The organism is Pontibacter indicus (assembly GCF_900156345.1).
GTDB classification, from domain to species: domain Bacteria; phylum Bacteroidota; class Bacteroidia; order Cytophagales; family Hymenobacteraceae; genus Pontibacter; species Pontibacter indicus.
The window spans coordinates 429,083-443,546 of sequence record NZ_FTPP01000002.1; the positions used below are offsets into that span (position 1 = coordinate 429,083).

The window sequence follows — 14,464 nt, forward strand, 5'->3', positions numbered from 1 at the left end:
AGCCTCTGCCCGGGTAGGACAGCGGCCGCTGATGCAGGTATAGACTTGCTGATCTTTGGTAACTATTTTGCCCGGTTGACAATAAACACGCCCGCCAGGATAACGACCATGCCCACATAATGCCAAAGGTGAATGACTTCGCCGTCCAGCACACCCCACATCAGCGCCACCACAGGTATGAGGTAGGTGGTAGAGCTGGCAAACAGGGTGGTCGACATCTGGATCAGCTTATTGAAGAGCACTAAGGCAATGGCGGTGCTGAACACGGCCAGGATGGCAATATACATCAGCGCCTCCCAGGCGCCGGGCACATGCTGCAGCTTGTAAAGGAAATCGGTGGTGAGCAGGTATACGAGCGCCACAGGGCCCACCGTAAGCAGGGCCAGACTGGAGACCGCAATAGCCTTCATGCCGTGGAGGCGGAACTTGATGAGGTTGGCGCTGATGCCGTAGAAAATGGTGGCCAGCACGATGTACAGGCCATAGTACATGTTGTCGAGCTCGGCGTTGCCGTTGCCTGAGAAGATGAGCACCGCCGTACCCGCTATACCTACCACAATACCGAGCATGCGCATCCAGGTGATGGACTGACCAAACAGGGCGGCACCTACCAGCAGCGTAAATAGAGCCGTGAGCGAGTTAAGCACACCCGCCAATCCGCTGGCCAGGCGCGTCTCGGCAATGGCAAACAGAAAGGCCGGCAGGAAGTTGCCAAGAAGACCACTGCCCAAGAGATACTTCCAGCGGTGTGGCTCTACCTTGCGCACATTCTTAATGGCAAAAGGCAACAGGGCGGCGCAGGCAATCACCATGCGCAGCGCACCCAGCTCGTCCGAAGAGTAAACGACCAGGCCCTTCTTGATGAGAATAAACGAGGTGCCCCAGATCAGGGCCAGTATGATCACCAGGACCCAGGCGATGGCCGGAATACCTGTTTGCTCTTTGGTGGGAGAGGGGATGGTTTTGATAAGTTTAAGAATTTAGGAGTTAGAGAGTTTAAGAGTTGGAAGTTGAACCTCTAAACTCGTCTGCAAATATAAAAGGAGTTGAAGTCTCAACACGTATGCCGATACCCCAACTCCTTAATTAAATTTTGCATTGAGAGTTCGAAATTCTTCAACTCATCACTCTCAAACTCTTAAACTTCTTCTGCTGCGTAGCTCATCGTCTGGGCAATCTCATCCAGCGTGTCGTAAATTTCCTGGATGTCTTCGGACTGCACCAGTTTCATGCGCAGGGGCTTGAAGTGCGGCAGGCCACGGAAGTAGTTGGTGTAATGGCGGCGCATCTCAAAAATGCCCAGCTTATCGCCCTTCCACTCCAGCGAATGCGTGAAGTGCTGGCGGCAAACTTCTACGCGCTCCTCCAAAGTTGGCGGCGGCAAAAGCTCGCCAGTTGCCATGTAATGCTTGATCTCGTTGAAGATCCACGGATGGCCAATGGAGGCGCGGCCCACCATGATGCCGTCAACGCCATACCTGTTGCGGTACTCCAGCGCCTTCTCCGGTGAGTCGATGTCGCCGTTGCCGAAGATGGGGATCTTCATGCGTGGGTTGTTCTTCACCTCCGCAATCAGGCGCCAGTCGGCTTCGCCCTTGTACATCTGCACGCGGGTGCGGCCGTGTATGCTCAGCGCCTTGATGCCGATGTCCTGCAGCCTTTCAGCTGTTTCTACAATGTTTTTGGTATCCTCGTCCCAGCCCAGACGCGTCTTCACGGTCACGGGCAGGTGGGTGGCTTTCACAATCTCCTCGGTCATCTTCACCATCTTCGGGATATCGCGCAACAAGGCGGCACCGGCTCCTTTGCAGGCCACGTTCTTCACAGGGCAGCCGTAGTTGATGTCGATCAGGTCCGGGCCGGCCTGCGACGACACAATGGCGGCCTCGCGCATCGAGTCGATCTCGGATCCGAAGATCTGAATGCCGATGGGGCGCTCGTAGTCAAAAATGTCGAGTTTTTGCACACTTTTGGCGGCATCACGTATCAGTCCCTCAGAGGATATGAACTCGGTATACATCAGGTCGGCCCCGTTGGCTTTGCACACTTTCCGGAAAGGCGGATCGCTCACGTCCTCCATCGGTGCCAGCAGCAGCGGAAACTCGCCCAGTTCTATGTTCGCTATCTTTACCAAAGCAAAAGTTAATTTTTCACGTAAATTTACGTCAATTAAACCTAATCTTCTCTATGAAAGGTTTCATCTCCGAAGATCGACACCCGTTTTTAGTACTGCTGCTGTTGCTGGCGTTTATGCTGGGCGGCTATTTTGTGGCCAGTTTTATATACCTGGCGCTGGTAACGACGGTGCTCGGAATAGAGGTGATGGACCTGACCAACCTGCTGGCTAACCCAACGGAACACCCGGAGGCGGCCGATGCACTACTGCTCTTTCAGGGGCTGGTGCAATTCTGCTCTTTTGTGCTGGCGCCGCTGCTGATGCTGCGCCTGGCAAACGTGAACATCGACCATTACCTGAACTGGAAAAAACTGCCGCTGCCCATTTTGCTGCTACTCGCGGGTTTTCTGATCATCTTCATCATGCCGGCCAACTCGCTTATCATCAACTGGAACGCGGAGCTTTCGCTGCCCGGTTTTATGAAGGGTTTTGAGGAGTGGGCGCGTGCCAAGGAAGACGAGCTGGCGGAGCTTACCAAACTGATCGCCAATTTCGGGACGGTACCACGCCTGCTGGCAGGCCTTTTGGTGATTGCCGTTATACCTGCCATCGGCGAGGAGTTGGTGTTCAGGGGCGTGCTGCAACGCCAGGTGCACCGCTGGTCAGGCAATGCGCATGTGGCGGTTTGGGTGGCGGCCATCATCTTCTCGGCCATACACGTGCAGTTCTTTGGCTTTGTGCCGCGTGTGTTGCTGGGCGCTCTGTTCGGTTACTTATACCTGTGGTCGGGCAACATTTGGGTACCGATTATCGCGCACTTCTTCAACAATGGCTTTACGGTGTTTTTGCTATACCTGCAGCAGACGGGCACCATCGATTTTAATGTGGAGTCGACAGAGCCGATGCCGATCCTGACCATTTTGATCTCGGCAGTGCTGAGTGCTGCCCTAATCTATTACCTTTACAAGCAATTTATGCTCACGCCTACCCGCCCCGAAAGCATAGCCGAGGCAGCGGGAGAGCGCGAGAACACTTAATTCGAGACTAACACCCGGCTTCTGATGCTGCCGGCAACCTATATCGCATGAGCACCAAGCTATCTGCCCTTAACAATTTACAACAACGCCTGATTGTCGGAGTATTGGGGGCGGCCCTCTTCATCGGAGGCATCATTTTAAGCGAGTGGACTTTCTTTATCCTTTTTCTGGGGCTTACCGTGCTGGGCACGCTGGAGTTTTACCGGCTGGCAGCCACGGCAGGTATAAAAGCCAACAAGGTATACGGCACGCTGCTGGCAGCCGGCATTTTCATCGCCGTTTTCCTGTTTGAGCAGGCCGACGCCCCGACCGAACTGCTATACCTCTTCCTGCCGGCCCTGTTCCTGGTATTTGTGCTGGAGCTGTACCGCAAACAGGCGCAGCCGTTCACCAACATCGCCTTTACCTTGCTGGGCGTGCTCTACATCGCTGTGCCCTTTTCGCTGCTGCAGCAGCTCGGTTATTTGCAGGGTGAGTACCGCTGGCAACCTGTCCTGGGGCTGCTGCTGCTAATCTGGTCGTCTGACACGGGTGCCTACATCGCAGGAAAGAACTTCGGCAAGAACAAACTTTTCGAGCGCATCTCTCCCGGCAAAACCTGGGAAGGCTGGATTGGCGGCACCATTCTGACGCTCGTGGTGGGCTGGGTGCTGTCCATGTTCTTCCTCGATCTGGAGCTCTACCAGTGGCTGGGGGTAGCGAGCATTGTGTCGGTTTTTGGTGTGCTGGGCGACCTTGTGGAGTCGCTGCTGAAACGGAGCCTGGGCGTAAAAGACTCGGGCACGCTGCTGCCCGGCCATGGCGGCATTCTGGACCGCTTCGACAGCCTGGTGATGGCCATTCCGTTCATCGTCGCTTTCCTTAAAATATTCTAACTTAATGTTGGTGAAGGTTTAGGTGTGAGTATGTAATAATTACATAACTTTACCACCATAATTGTTACTCACTGATAAAATCAAGCTTAAAAATAATGTTATACAAAGAGCCAGCACCGATAAAGGACAGGGAAAACCCATTTGAATCGATGATGTCGCGTTTCAACATCGCGGCCGAGATTCTGGGCTTGGATGAGGAAGTTTATAACGTACTCAAAACACCGACACGTCAGGTGATCGTGAACGTGCCTGTTACAATGGACGACGGCAAAGTACGCGTGTTCGAAGGTTACCGTGTGATTCACTCCACTATCCTGGGGCCGTCTAAAGGCGGTATCCGCTTTGCCCCGGACGTGTTCCTGGACGAGGTGAAGGCGCTGGCCGCCTGGATGACCTGGAAGTGCGCCGTGGTGGACATCCCTTATGGCGGTGCCAAAGGCGGTGTCATCTGCGATCCTTTCTCGATGTCGGCCGGTGAAATGGAGCGTCTGACCAGAGCCTATACCCAGGCGTTGGTAGACACCTTCGGTCCGGATCAGGACATTCCTGCGCCAGACATGGGCACCGGTCCGCGCGAGATGGCCTGGCTAATGGACGAATACTCCCGTATGAAAGGCTCTACCATACATGCTGTGGTAACGGGCAAGCCGTTGGTACTGGGTGGTTCGCTAGGCCGTGTGGAAGCCACTGGTCGCGGTGTAATGGTATCGGCGATGGCGGCGATGGACAAACTGGGCATGGACCCGGCCAAATCAACTGCCGTGATTCAGGGATTTGGTAACGTGGGTGCCTGGGCTGCCAAACTGATGGCCGAGCGCGGTGTGAAGATCCTGGGTATAAGCGACGTGAGCGGCGCCTACTGGAACGACAACGGCATCGACATCGAAGAGGCGATCGAATACAAGAACAACAACAAAGGCCGTCTGGAAGGCTATAAGAACGCCGAGAAGATCAGCAACGATGAGCTGCTGATCTCTAAAGTGGACGTGCTGGTGCCAGCCGCCGTGGAAGACGTGATTACGATCAAGAACGTAGACCAGATTCAGGCCCGCCTGATCGTAGAGGGCGCCAATGGTCCTACTTCCTACAAAGCCGACAACATCATCAACGAGAAGGGCATCATGGTAGTGCCGGACATCCTGGCTAACTCAGGTGGCGTAACCGTGTCGTACTTCGAGTGGGTGCAGAACCGCATGGGCTTTAAGTGGACGCTGGATCGCGTAAACGAGCGTGCCGAGCGCATCATGAACGAGTCGTTTGAGCGTGTGTATGCTGCTTCGCAAAAGTACAACGTGCCAATGCGTATAGCTGCTTACATCGTGGCAATTGACAAGGTAGCCATGACGTATAAGTACCGCGGCGGCTTCTAAGAGAAGATTTTTGTTAAAATAATCGAAAGATTATATAATTTTGAAGCAGTAATAGCCCATCTAAGAAACTGGATGGGCTATTATAACTTATAAAGGACCTGTAGCATTTAGTTTTCACGGATGAAAATTCATAAAGAAGGAAGAAGGATTCTATTTTTTACTCTGTTGATTTTGGTCGTACTCAACCTGTTGCTGTACCATTTCAACGCCGATAACAAGACCTTCAACAAGATTTTCTCCGGTGTTTCAGTAGTGCTCTTCCTGCTCATCCTGCAGTTTTTCCGCAGCCCTTACCGCAACCTGCTCCTGCACGAAGACCTGATCGTGGCGCCAGCCGATGGCAAAGTGGTGGTGATCGAGGAAGTGGAGGAGACAGAGTACTTCAAAGACAAGCGCAAGCAGATCTCTATTTTCATGTCGCCGATCAACGTGCACATCACGCGCAACCCGGTGTCCGGCATTGTGAGCTATTTCAAATACCACCCGGGCAACTATTTTGTGGCCTGGCACCCGAAGTCAAGCACGCAGAACGAGCGCACCACGGTGGTGGTAGAGTCCACGGCTGGTCCGGAGGTACTGTTCCGCCAGATTGCCGGTGCGATGGCGCGCCGCATTGTGTGGTATGTGAACGAGGGCGATGAGGTAAGCCAGGGCGAGGAATTTGGCTTCATCAAGTTCGGCTCGCGCGTAGACATCTTCCTGCCGCTGGACGCGGAAGTGAAAGTAGAACTCGGCCAGAAAACCAAAGGCGGCCAGACTGTGATTGCCCAACTCAAGACAGCACCGCCGACCTTATTCGGATAGGATCAACAAAAGCTTTATAAGCGAAGACATTGCAAGAGCCATGCTGGAGACGATCTCCGGCATGGCTCTTTTGCTGGTGGGCTATACCTGTGCAAGGCCTCCAGTAAAAGATTTAGAGCTGTTTAGAAGCATGGCTGGTGTTTAAACATTAAATTTGCATCCTGAAATTGCGGCCGTAGAGCTGGTGACTAACATTCTTCCTTGAAAAGCGTTAGGACAAAAGCATGATGATGGCGCCAATTGCACCTATGAGAAAATTTTACTCCCTCTTACTCTTCCTGAGCCTAGCGCTGCTTTCGGCTTGCGAAGAGTTGTTCGAATACCATCCGAATCAGATTATATTAAACGAAGACGAGCGCAACCTCACTGCCCGCAACCTAGCGCGGCTGCAACAGCAGCAACCCGGCGACACGCTGCACCTGCTCGTGATGGGCGACACGCAACGCTTCTATGACGCGGCCGAAGCCTTTGTCGACAAAGCTAACACCTTCCCGTATATCGATTTTGTGATTCACCAGGGCGATATTTCTGACTTTGGTATGTCGCAGGAGTTCCGTTGGGTGCACGACATCATGAAAGGGCTGAAGTGGCCCTACCTGACGGTGGTGGGTAACCACGACCTGCTGGCCAACGGGCGCAAGGTATACGAGCAGATGTACGGCGCCTTCAACTACAGCTTCGACTACGGCCATACCCGCTTTATGTTCATCGACACCAACAGCATGGAGTACAACTACAACGGCAAGGTGCCCGACATCGACTGGCTGGACAAACAGCTGCTCCACCAAGAAGGTGACACGTGGCAACAGGCCATTGCCGTCTCGCACATACCACCTTACGACACCGATTTTGATGCCGATCTGGAAAAGGTCTTTCACAACACCTTAAAGGAAAGCGAACGGGTGCAGTTGAGTCTGCACGGGCACATTCACGGCTTCAGGGCCGACTTCCGTTATGATGAAGACGTGCTATACCTGGCCACTTCCACTGTAAAAGAGCGCGAATTCACTTACCTCAAGGTATGGGAAGGCGGCTATAGTTTTGAAAGGGTTGCCTACTGATATGAATCAAACATTCATCATATGGCTGGCCAGCCTGCTGCTCTTGCTGAGCCCTTTCACCTCCCATGGCCAGGACAGTGCGCTTTCGCCCTACCATGCCAAGGTGCAGTATGCGGGCAGCATTGGGTTTGTGTCGGCAGGTATAGGACGGAGCTTCTTTCAGGAAAAGCTGGAGACGGATTTGTTTGTGGGCTATCTGCCGGAGAGCATCGGCGGAGACCACATCTGGACGGCCGCGCTGAAGGCTACTGCCGTCCCTTTCAAAACGATACCTGTCAGGTCGCTGGATTGGCAGCCCTTGCGCACGGGTGTGCAGCTGGCCTATACCTTTGGGGAGCAGTATTTTATTGTGGAACCGCGCGATAAATACGAAAGGGGCTACTACGGCTTCCCGACGGCGCTGCACCTATACCTGCACCTGGGCGGTCAGGTGGACTTTGCCCGTGTGGAGAAGCTGCAGCGGCTGGCACTGTACTACGAAGTGAACACGAGTGCCGAATACCTGATCTCATACATCCAGAACCCCAAATATTTAGGTCCGGGCAAGATCTTTAACCTGGCGCTGGGCGTGCGAGTGAGGTTGTAGCGAAAATGACAGCATAGTTAAAAAAGGCCTTGTCCCGGAGAAGAGACAAGGCCTTTTCTTTTGCCAATGAGAGAGGGCTTAGTACCAGCTCTCCACCAGCTTCATCAGTTGCTCGAGGTACTTCTGATCTACTTCGTCGAAGTCGTTGAGCTTGTCGCTGTCCACGTCGAGCACGAGTTTCACCTCGCCGTCTTTTATCACTGGTATCACGATCTCAGACTTGGAGTCGCTGCTGCAGGCGATGTGTCCCGGGAAAGCCTCTACGTCCGGCACCAGGATGGTTTCGCGTCGGGTATAGCAGGCGCCGCAAACGCCTTTGTGGTATGGTATACGGGTGCAGGCCACCGGCCCCTGAAAAGGACCCAGCACCAGCTGACCCTCCTTGTTGAAGTACACGCCCACCCAAAAGAAGCCCATGCCCTGGTGTAGGGCGGCCATCATGTTGGACAGGTTGGCGATCAGGTCGGTTTCGCCGGTTACCAGCGCCTCGATCTGAGGTAAGAGCGACTTGTATTTTTCTTCTTTGCTAAGCGTCTGGTCTACTATAAGTGATTCAGCCATAATTTAGGGTAAGGTATAGGTATAAGTGCGCGGTTCGAAGAGTAGCTATACCTGCAGGACAGATCAGCACACCCACCGCGCAGGGTTAAAAGTTAAGTTCTGACATACTATTCTGGTAATGCAAAAGCCTGTCGGAGCCAAGGTTCTGTACTTCGAGCAGCTGGCTGTGCGCCATACCTGGAGCCGGAGTGCCTTCGCGCAGCACCAGGGCCTGGCTCTTGAAACAGATCGCTTCGTCCCACAGGTTCTCCTTCAACAGACTTTTAAGCAGGTAAGTGCCGCCCTCCACAAGCAGCGACAACACCTGGCGCTGGTGCAGGTCCTGCATCAGCTGCGACAGCAGGGGCTCGCCTTCGCGCAGTTGCACATACTGCAGATTCTCGTGCTGCTCACCCGGCTGCTGGTAGGTATACACCACTGTGGGTATACTTTTGTCGAACAGGTGCAGGTGCGCGGGCAGTTGCAGTTTGCGGTCGATGACCACGCGCAGCGGACTGTGGCCGGGCCAGAAACGGGTGTCCAGACGCGGGTTGTCGCCCGCTGCCGTATGGCTGCCCACCATAATGGTCTGCTCCTCGGAGCGCCACTTGTGCACCAGCCTGCGCGAGAGTGGTCCGCTGATCTGCACCTGCTGGTTGTTCGGTCCGCTGATGAACCCGTCTGCCGACTCGGCCCACTTGAGCAGAATGTAAGGCCGCTTTCGGGTATGGAAAGTAAAGAAGCGCTTGTTCAGTTCCAGTCCTTCGCTCTCCAGCACGCCTACTTTTACCTGTGCTCCCGCATCAAACAGTTTTTTGATGCCACGGCCGGCTACTTTCGGGTTGGGGTCGGTGTTGCAGATCACGACATCGCGCACGCCGCTGCTAATCAGCAGATCCGCGCAAGGCGGTGTTTTGCCAAAGTGCGAACAAGGCTCTAGTGTGACGTACACCCGGCTTTGGGGCAGCAGGCTTTTGTCCTGCACACTGGCAATGGCGTTGACTTCGGCGTGCGGCCCACCGAACACGCGGTGCCATCCCTCGCCGATAATCCTCCCCTCGTGCACGATCACACAGCCCACCATCGGATTGGGGTAGGTATAGCCGCTGCCCAGTCTAGCCAGTTCCAGCGCACGCCGCATGTACAGTTCGTCAGTCAAGTTTGGGAGTTTAGAAGTTAGAAAGGCGAAAGTTAAAAAGTTAAGCGAAAAGGTTTTCAGATATTTAGCACCGGCCTTCAATCGGGGACTTTATACGTTCCGGATGCAGGTAGCCTGATACTTAAAAGTCTTTTATCCCTTGCCTAAAGTTCTTTGGTTCGGATACTTATACGCAATAAAATTTTACTTTTGCAAAGGTACCGAAAATCACTCAAAACCTATACCTGTGGCCACCATCCAGCAAACATCGCAGTACATCCGCGAAAGTATACAAACGGCTTTCCCTGAACCGGAAGCCGGCGCCATTGCACAGCTGGTGCTGGAGCATGTGCTGCAGCTAGACCGCATGCAGCTGAGTCTGGCACAGCAGCAAGAATTAGATCCGGAGCAGGAGACGCAGGTGCAACAGGCGGTGGAGCGGTTAAAAAAACAGGAGCCGGTGCAGTACGTGCTCGGCACCGCCCACTTCTATGGCCTCGACCTGCAGGTGGACGAACGCGTGCTCATCCCCCGGCCCGAAACCGAGGAGTTGGTCGATTTGGTCGTGCGCGAGCATCGTGGCCTTAGCGGCCTGCAGGTGCTGGACATTTGTACCGGCAGCGGCTGTATACCTTTAGCCATTGCTGCTAATCTGGAGGTTGATAAGGTATATGGGCTGGAGTTGTCAGAAGGAGCGTTGCAAGTAGCCCGTGCCAATGCCCGTCAGTTAAAACTACCGGCAGCCTGGCTGCAGCAGGACGTGTTCGAGCCTGTACTAGGTATAGCGTCCCATTCCCTGGACATCATCACCAGCAACCCGCCCTATGTGAAGGAGCAGGAAAAAGCCCTGATGCGTACTAATGTGCTGGCGTTCGAGCCGCATCTGGCCCTGTTCGTGCCTGACGAAGACCCGCTGAAGTATTACAGGCGCATAGCAGAGATCGGGACAGCGCTGCTCAAAAAAGGCGGCCGGCTATACTTCGAAATAAACGAGCAGTATGGCGAAGAAGTGCGGCAATTGCTGTTACAGGCAGGTTTCACGAAGGCGCGGGTGGTGCAGGATCTTTTCGGCAAAGACAGAATCGTGACAGGGGAACTGTAGGATTTGTCAGCGCTTGCAACAGCGGCTTGCCTTGCAATACCACTCGAGCCCGGCCAGTTGTAATAAGAAATACATTTAAATATTATATTTTTGTGTGCGTCCGTTATACAACAAGCCAGTCTGCAAAGTCTGGATAGGTATAGTGGAGGTGTGGTAAATGCGTCGGGATGAATCAGCCAAAGGTATACGCCGCGAAAAGAAGTGGCCTGATCAAGTTTCTGCTAGTCGGTATGCTCTTGCTGCCGGTTGCGGTTTTTTTGCTGGACTAGGAAGCTTTTACGGCAAAACCTTACATGCTGCTACCCCTGCTGGCACCGATTGGGCTGATTGCCTGGATCTATTTTGACACCGCCTATTGGCTCGAAGACGGCAGGCTCAGGTATAAGTCCGGCCCTTGGAAAGGAGCAGTAGAGGTGGAGAAAGTAACGCAGCTAGTGGAAGGAATAACCCAGTGGGTGGGGATGAAACCGGCGCTCGCCACAAAGGGACTGGTAATCCGCTACAACCGCTTCGATGAACTATACATCGCGCCCGAAAGCAATCAGGAAGTGATCGCCGATCTGCTGGCCATCAACCGGAACATACAAGTTGTTAAAAAATAGGCAGTCAGCTGCCAAATCAAAGAGCTTCTAACAGGCTTGAAAACAAATTATATGAAGAAAATTTTAGTGACAGGAGGAGCGGGCTACATCGGTTCGCATACCGTAGTCGAGCTGGTGGAGGCGGGCTACGAGCCCATTATTATCGACAATTTTTCTAACACCGAAGAGCGCTCGCTCCAGGGTATAGCCGACATACTGGGCCGCGAGGTCATCTGCCACCGCATCGATTGTACGGATGCGGCAGCGTTGCGCCAGGTTTTTGAACAGGAAACAGGTATAGCAGGTGTCATCCACTTTGCCGCCTACAAAGCTGTGGGCGAATCGGTGGCGGAGCCGCTCAAGTACTACCACAACAACGTGGGCTCGCTGGTGGCTTTGCTGCAGGTGATGGAAGAGTTTAAAGTGGACAAATTGGTATTCTCTTCGTCCTGCACTGTGTACGGTATACCTGCCGAACTGCCCGTAACGGAGCAGACGCCGGTTCAGAAAGCCAACTCGCCTTATGGCAACACCAAGAAAATCTGCGAGGAGATTCTGACTGACCTGGCGACCAGTGGTAGCGACATACATACCATTGCCCTGCGCTACTTCAACCCGATCGGGGCACACCCATCAGCTAAAATAGGCGAACTGCCCCTTGGCGTTCCAAATAACCTGGTGCCTTTCATTACCCAGACAGCAGCAGGTATACGCCAGGAGCTGACCATTTTTGGTGATGACTACGACACGCAGGACGGTACCTGCATCCGCGACTATGTGCATGTGGTGGACTTGGCCAAAGCGCACGTGGTGGCCATCGACCGACTGCTGTCCGGCAAGGCTGATAACATCGAGTTCTTCAACGTGGGTACAGGCACAGGCAACACAGTTCTGGAAGCGGTGCAGGCTTTCGAGCGCGCCACCGGTGAGAAACTGAACTACAAAATCGGGCCTCGTCGTCCGGGCGATGTGCCCAAGATTTACGCCGACGTGACCAAAGCCACCGAAGAGTTAGGTTTTAAAACCACTAGCACGCTAGAGGAAGCCATGAAGAGCGCCTGGGACTGGCAAATGCATTTACAGAATACATCAGAGCAGGTATAGCAATGAACCTACTGATCACAGGAGGAGCGGGCTTTATCGGCTCGCACGTGGTGCGGCTGTTCGTGGAAGCTTACCCAAACTACCACGTCTTCAACCTCGACGCCCTGACCTATGCGGGCAACCTGCAGAACCTTTCGGACGTGGAGGGCAAGCCCAACTATACCTTCCTCAAGGGCGATATCACAGAAGCGGCCTTTTTGGAGCAGATCTTCCGAGCGCACAAGTTCGAGGCGGTGATCCATCTGGCGGCCGAGTCGCACGTGGACCGCTCGATTGCCGGGCCCATGGCCTTTGTCCAGACCAACGTGCTGGGCACTGTGAACCTGCTGGAGGCCTGCCGCCGCGCCTGGGCCGGTGACTACGCGGGCAAGCTCTTCTACCACGTCTCCACCGACGAGGTGTACGGCTCGCTGGGCGAGGAGGGGCTGTTTACGGAAGAGACGCCTTACGACCCGCGCTCGCCCTATTCGGCCTCCAAGGCCGCCTCGGACCACTTCGTCAGGGCCTGGCACCACACCTACGGCCTGCCGGTGAAGCTCTCCAACTGCTCCAACAACTACGGCCCCAACCACTTCCCCGAGAAGCTCATCCCGCTGGCCATCCACAATATAAAGAATGGAAAGCCGGTGCCCGTCTACGGCAAGGGCGAGAACGTGCGTGACTGGCTCTACGTGCTGGACCACGCCCGGGCCATCGACAGTATCTTCCACCGCGGGAGAGTGGGAGAGACCTACAACGTGGGCGGGGTGAACGAGTGGCGCAACCTGGATCTTGTAGAGCTCCTCTGCGATGTGATTGACGAGAAGCTGGGGAGAGAGCCGGGTTCTAGCCGGAAGCTGATCACCTTTGTGAAGGACCGCGCCGGCCACGACGCCCGCTACGCCATCGACTCCTCGAAATTGATGAACGAACTGGGCTGGAAACCATCGGTGACTTTCGAAGAGGGGCTGCGCAAGACCGTGGACTGGTACCTGGCAAGCGAGCAATGGCTGGAGGAGGTCACCTCGGGCCACTACCGCGACTACTACCGCAAGCAGTACGAGGAGAGATGAATTGCTGATTGTTGATTGCCAATTGTTTAAAGTTGGTATAAAACAACAGTTGGCTGTGGCAGCAGCTGACGACGCAGCGGCATCGATAGCAAGGAAAGAACACTGGTATTGTGGTATTGTAGAATAGCAATCAACAATCAGCAATTAACAATCAAAGCATGAAAGGCATCATCCTGGCCGGGGGCTCCGGCACGAGGCTTCACCCCCTGACGCTGGCCGTGAGCAAGCAGCTCATGCCCGTCTACGACAAGCCCATGATCTACTACCCGCTCTCGACGCTCATGCTGGCCGGGATACGGGAGATATTGATCATCTCCACGCCCCACGACCTGCCGCTCTTCGAGCGACTCTTGGGCGACGGCTCCAGGATCGGCTGCCGCTTTGAGTACAGGGTGCAGGAGGTGCCCAACGGGCTGGCGCAGGCTTTTGTGATCGGCCAGGAGTTCATCGGAGAGGACAAGGTGGCCCTGGTGCTGGGCGACAACATTTTCTACGGGGCAGGCATGGGAAGTGTGCTGCGCCAGAACGCGGACCCCGACGGGGGTGTGGTCTACGCCTACCACGTCCAGGACCCGGAGCGCTACGGGGTGGTTGAGTTCAACAATTCAGGCAGGGCCGTCTCCATCGAGGAGAAGCCAGATGTACCCAAGTCAAACTACGCCGTGCCGGGCCTCTACTTCTACGACAACGAGGTGGTGGGCATTGCCAGGAGTCTGGCGCCCAGCGCGCGGGGCGAGTACGAGATCACCGACGTCAACCGCGAGTACCTGCGCAGGGGCAAGCTGAAGGTGGGCGTGCTCAACCGCGGCACGGCCTGGCTCGACACGGGCACCATCCAGTCGCTGATGCAGGCGGCCACGTTCGTGCAGGTGATCGAGGAGCGGCAGGGCCTGAAAATCGGCTGCGTCGAGGAAGTGGCCTGGCGCATGGGCTTCATCAACGACGAGCAGCTAAAGGCCGCAGCCGAGCCCTTGCGCAAGAGCGAATACCTGCTCCGCATTATGAAGGAGAAGCAGCCTTGGTAGTAGTTTTTTTACAAGTTTGAGAGTGGGCCGGTAAGTAGGCCGGGTCAATTAGATGCTGCTAGTGGAGTATAGC

General features: G+C 54.7%; 15 protein-coding genes. 11 read left to right on the plus strand and 4 right to left on the minus strand.

The genetic code is table 11. The annotated features are described in order from the left end of the window. Positions 1–62: 62 nt before the first annotated feature. Positions 63–905 carry a DMT family transporter gene (locus B0B12_RS10515; RefSeq protein WP_244554676.1) on the minus strand — a complete coding sequence of 281 codons (843 nt, stop codon included), beginning with the start codon at positions 903–905 and terminating at the stop codon, positions 63–65. A gap of 233 nt (positions 906–1,138) precedes the next feature. Further along, on the minus strand, positions 1,139–2,134 hold the full coding sequence (gene dusB / locus B0B12_RS10520) for a tRNA dihydrouridine synthase DusB (RefSeq protein ID WP_076668675.1): 996 nt from the start codon (positions 2,132–2,134) through the stop codon (positions 1,139–1,141). Positions 2,135–2,187: 53 nt separating this feature from the next. On the opposite strand from dusB, the gene B0B12_RS10525 reads away from it, so the two are divergent. The 6 genes from B0B12_RS10525 to B0B12_RS10550 all read left to right on the plus strand — a co-directional run bounded on the left by B0B12_RS10525 (position 2,188) and on the right by B0B12_RS10550 (position 7,849). Next, the gene (locus B0B12_RS10525; protein ID WP_076668677.1) at positions 2,188–3,153 is read left to right on the plus strand and encodes a CPBP family intramembrane glutamic endopeptidase; all 966 of its coding nucleotides are present in this window, start codon (positions 2,188–2,190) and stop codon (positions 3,151–3,153) included. A gap of 47 nt (positions 3,154–3,200) precedes the next feature. After that, complete coding sequence (locus tag B0B12_RS10530; RefSeq protein WP_076668679.1) at positions 3,201–4,028, plus strand: phosphatidate cytidylyltransferase; 828 nt, start codon at positions 3,201–3,203, stop codon at positions 4,026–4,028. 95 nt (positions 4,029–4,123) lie between these two features. After that, entirely contained in the window at positions 4,124–5,398 is a 1,275-nt protein-coding gene (locus B0B12_RS10535; protein ID WP_076668681.1) for a Glu/Leu/Phe/Val family dehydrogenase, read from the plus strand. A gap of 120 nt (positions 5,399–5,518) precedes the next feature. Further along, a complete protein-coding gene (locus B0B12_RS10540) occupies positions 5,519–6,202 on the plus strand; it encodes a phosphatidylserine decarboxylase family protein (RefSeq protein ID WP_076668683.1) in 684 nt (227 codons plus the stop codon). 248 nt (positions 6,203–6,450) lie between these two features. After that, positions 6,451–7,263, plus strand: a complete 813-nt coding sequence (locus tag B0B12_RS10545) for a metallophosphoesterase family protein (RefSeq protein ID WP_076668685.1) — start codon at positions 6,451–6,453, stop codon at positions 7,261–7,263. A gap of 1 nt (position 7,264) precedes the next feature. Continuing rightward, complete coding sequence (locus B0B12_RS10550) at positions 7,265–7,849, plus strand: hypothetical protein (RefSeq protein WP_076668687.1); 585 nt, start codon at positions 7,265–7,267, stop codon at positions 7,847–7,849. Positions 7,850–7,927: 78 nt separating this feature from the next. Here B0B12_RS10550 and B0B12_RS10555 read toward each other — a convergent pair whose 3' ends face one another. Beyond that, positions 7,928–8,410: a GAF domain-containing protein gene (locus B0B12_RS10555; protein ID WP_076668689.1), complete on the minus strand. Its 483-nt coding sequence runs from the start codon at positions 8,408–8,410 to the stop codon at positions 7,928–7,930. A gap of 85 nt (positions 8,411–8,495) precedes the next feature. Continuing rightward, positions 8,496–9,548, minus strand: coding sequence for a bifunctional diaminohydroxyphosphoribosylaminopyrimidine deaminase/5-amino-6-(5-phosphoribosylamino)uracil reductase RibD (gene ribD / locus B0B12_RS10560; RefSeq protein ID WP_076670232.1), 1,053 nt, complete (start codon positions 9,546–9,548; stop codon positions 8,496–8,498). Between the two features lie 226 nt (positions 9,549–9,774). Between ribD and prmC the strand changes: the two genes are divergently transcribed. The 5 genes from prmC (at position 9,775) to rfbA (ending at position 14,391) form a co-directional block, all read left to right on the plus strand. Beyond that, entirely contained in the window at positions 9,775–10,629 is an 855-nt protein-coding gene (prmC, locus tag B0B12_RS10565) for a peptide chain release factor N(5)-glutamine methyltransferase (RefSeq protein ID WP_083704183.1), read from the plus strand. Positions 10,630–10,922: 293 nt separating this feature from the next. Further along, a complete protein-coding gene (locus B0B12_RS10570) occupies positions 10,923–11,231 on the plus strand; it encodes a PH domain-containing protein (RefSeq protein ID WP_212564613.1) in 309 nt (102 codons plus the stop codon). A gap of 51 nt (positions 11,232–11,282) precedes the next feature. After that, a complete protein-coding gene (gene galE / locus B0B12_RS10575; protein ID WP_076668691.1) occupies positions 11,283–12,314 on the plus strand; it encodes a UDP-glucose 4-epimerase GalE in 1,032 nt (343 codons plus the stop codon). Between the two features lie 2 nt (positions 12,315–12,316). After that, a complete protein-coding gene (gene rfbB / locus B0B12_RS10580; protein WP_076668693.1) occupies positions 12,317–13,366 on the plus strand; it encodes a dTDP-glucose 4,6-dehydratase in 1,050 nt (349 codons plus the stop codon). 158 nt (positions 13,367–13,524) lie between these two features. Further along, positions 13,525–14,391, plus strand: coding sequence for a glucose-1-phosphate thymidylyltransferase RfbA (gene rfbA, locus B0B12_RS10585; RefSeq protein ID WP_076668695.1), 867 nt, complete (start codon positions 13,525–13,527; stop codon positions 14,389–14,391). Positions 14,392–14,464 lie beyond the last annotated feature (73 nt).

Coding starts and splice junctions, on each gene's coding strand:
- B0B12_RS10525 (WP_076668677.1), top strand. CDS start 2,188: ATGAAAGGTTTCATCTCCGAAGATCGACACCCGTTTTTAGTACTGCTG.
- B0B12_RS10530 (WP_076668679.1), top strand. CDS start 3,201: ATGAGCACCAAGCTATCTGCCCTTAACAATTTACAACAACGCCTGATT.
- B0B12_RS10535 (WP_076668681.1), top strand. CDS start 4,124: ATGTTATACAAAGAGCCAGCACCGATAAAGGACAGGGAAAACCCATTT.
- B0B12_RS10540 (WP_076668683.1), top strand. CDS start 5,519: ATGAAAATTCATAAAGAAGGAAGAAGGATTCTATTTTTTACTCTGTTG.
- B0B12_RS10545 (WP_076668685.1), top strand. CDS start 6,451: ATGAGAAAATTTTACTCCCTCTTACTCTTCCTGAGCCTAGCGCTGCTT.
- B0B12_RS10550 (WP_076668687.1), top strand. CDS start 7,265: ATGAATCAAACATTCATCATATGGCTGGCCAGCCTGCTGCTCTTGCTG.
- B0B12_RS10555 (WP_076668689.1), bottom strand. CDS start 8,410: ATGGCTGAATCACTTATAGTAGACCAGACGCTTAGCAAAGAAGAAAAA.
- B0B12_RS10570 (WP_212564613.1), top strand. CDS start 10,923: ATGCTGCTACCCCTGCTGGCACCGATTGGGCTGATTGCCTGGATCTAT.
- galE (WP_076668691.1), top strand. CDS start 11,283: ATGAAGAAAATTTTAGTGACAGGAGGAGCGGGCTACATCGGTTCGCAT.
- rfbB (WP_076668693.1), top strand. CDS start 12,317: ATGAACCTACTGATCACAGGAGGAGCGGGCTTTATCGGCTCGCACGTG.
- rfbA (WP_076668695.1), top strand. CDS start 13,525: ATGAAAGGCATCATCCTGGCCGGGGGCTCCGGCACGAGGCTTCACCCC.